The 1,431-nt window shown below is 35.6% G+C and carries 1 protein-coding gene; it reads left to right on the top strand.

All coding sequences use genetic code 11. From position 1 onward, the window contains the following. Positions 1 to 208: 208 nt before the first annotated feature. The gene (locus tag KA824_RS12195) at positions 209 to 1,381 is read left to right on the top strand and encodes an IS256-like element IS256 family transposase (RefSeq protein ID WP_000195429.1); all 1,173 of its coding nucleotides are present in this window, start codon (positions 209 to 211) and stop codon (positions 1,379 to 1,381) included. Positions 1,382 to 1,431: the final 50 nt, after the last annotated feature.

Here is a 1,431-nt window from a genome sequence, read left to right as displayed (position 1 = left end):
CATGATGAATGGATTTATTCTTCAAGAAAATACATCAATTTTGATAAGTAGAAATGGTAAAAACATTGTATAGCATTTTACACAGGAGTCTGGACTTGACTAAAAAAGATAAAGTCCGTATAATTGTGTAAAAGTAAAAAGGCCATATAACAGTCCTTTTACGGTACAATGTTTTTAACGACAAAAACATACCCAGGAGGACTTTTACATGACCCAAGTACATTTTACACTGAAAAGCGAAGAGATTCAAAGCATTATTGAATATTCTGTAAAGGATGACGTTTCTAAAAATATTTTAACAACGGTATTTAATCAACTAATGGAAAATCAACGAACAGAATATATTCAAGCAAAAGAATATGAACGAACAGAAAACCGACAAAGTCAACGAAATGGCTATTATGAGCGCAGCTTTACGACACGTGTAGGCACGCTAGAATTAAAAGTACCCAGAACACGTGATGGCCATTTTTCACCCACAGTGTTTGAACGTTATCAACGAAACGAAAAAGCCCTCATGGCTTCAATGTTGGAAATGTATGTATCAGGCGTTTCAACTCGTAAAGTATCAAAAATTGTGGAAGAACTTTGTGGTAAATCCGTCTCTAAGTCCTTCGTTTCTAGCTTAACAGAACAGCTAGAACCTATGGTTAACGAGTGGCAGAATCGTTTATTATCAGAAAAAAATTATCCTTACTTAATGACCGATGTACTCTATATAAAAGTACGAGAAGAAAATCGAGTACTCTCAAAAAGCTGTCATATAGCGATTGGAATAACCAAAGATGGCGACCGTGAAATTATCGGCTTCATGATTCAAAGTGGCGAAAGCGAAGAGACCTGGACAACATTTTTTGAATACCTAAAAGAACGCGGTTTACAAGGTACGGAACTCGTTATTTCTGATGCGCACAAAGGATTAGTCTCTGCCATTAGAAAATCCTTCACCAACGTAAGTTGGCAAAGATGCCAAGTTCACTTCCTAAGAAATATCTTTACCACCATTCCTAAAAAAAATTCAAAATCTTTCAGAGAAGCTGTTAAAGGAATTTTTAAGTTCACAGATATTAACTTAGCGCGTGAGGCTAAAAATCGATTGATTCATGATTATATCGATCAACCAAAATATTCAAAAGCTTGCGCATCATTGGATGATGGATTCGAAGACGCCTTTCAATATACCGTACAAGGAAATTCCCACAATCGACTAAAGAGTACCAATCTAATTGAACGACTGAATCAAGAAGTACGCAGAAGAGAAAAGATTATTCGCATCTTCCCCAATCAAACATCAGCCAATCGCTTAATTGGAGCCGTTCTTATGGACCTACATGATGAATGGATTTATTCTTCAAGAAAATACATCAATTTTGATAAGTAGAAATGGTAAAAACATTGTATAGCATTTTACACAGGAGTCTGGACTTGACT

The organism is Staphylococcus sp. GDY8P198P (genome assembly GCF_017891615.1).
GTDB classification, from domain to species: domain Bacteria; phylum Bacillota; class Bacilli; order Staphylococcales; family Staphylococcaceae; genus Staphylococcus; species Staphylococcus cohnii.
This window is presented reverse-complemented; position numbering and strand designations above follow the sequence as displayed.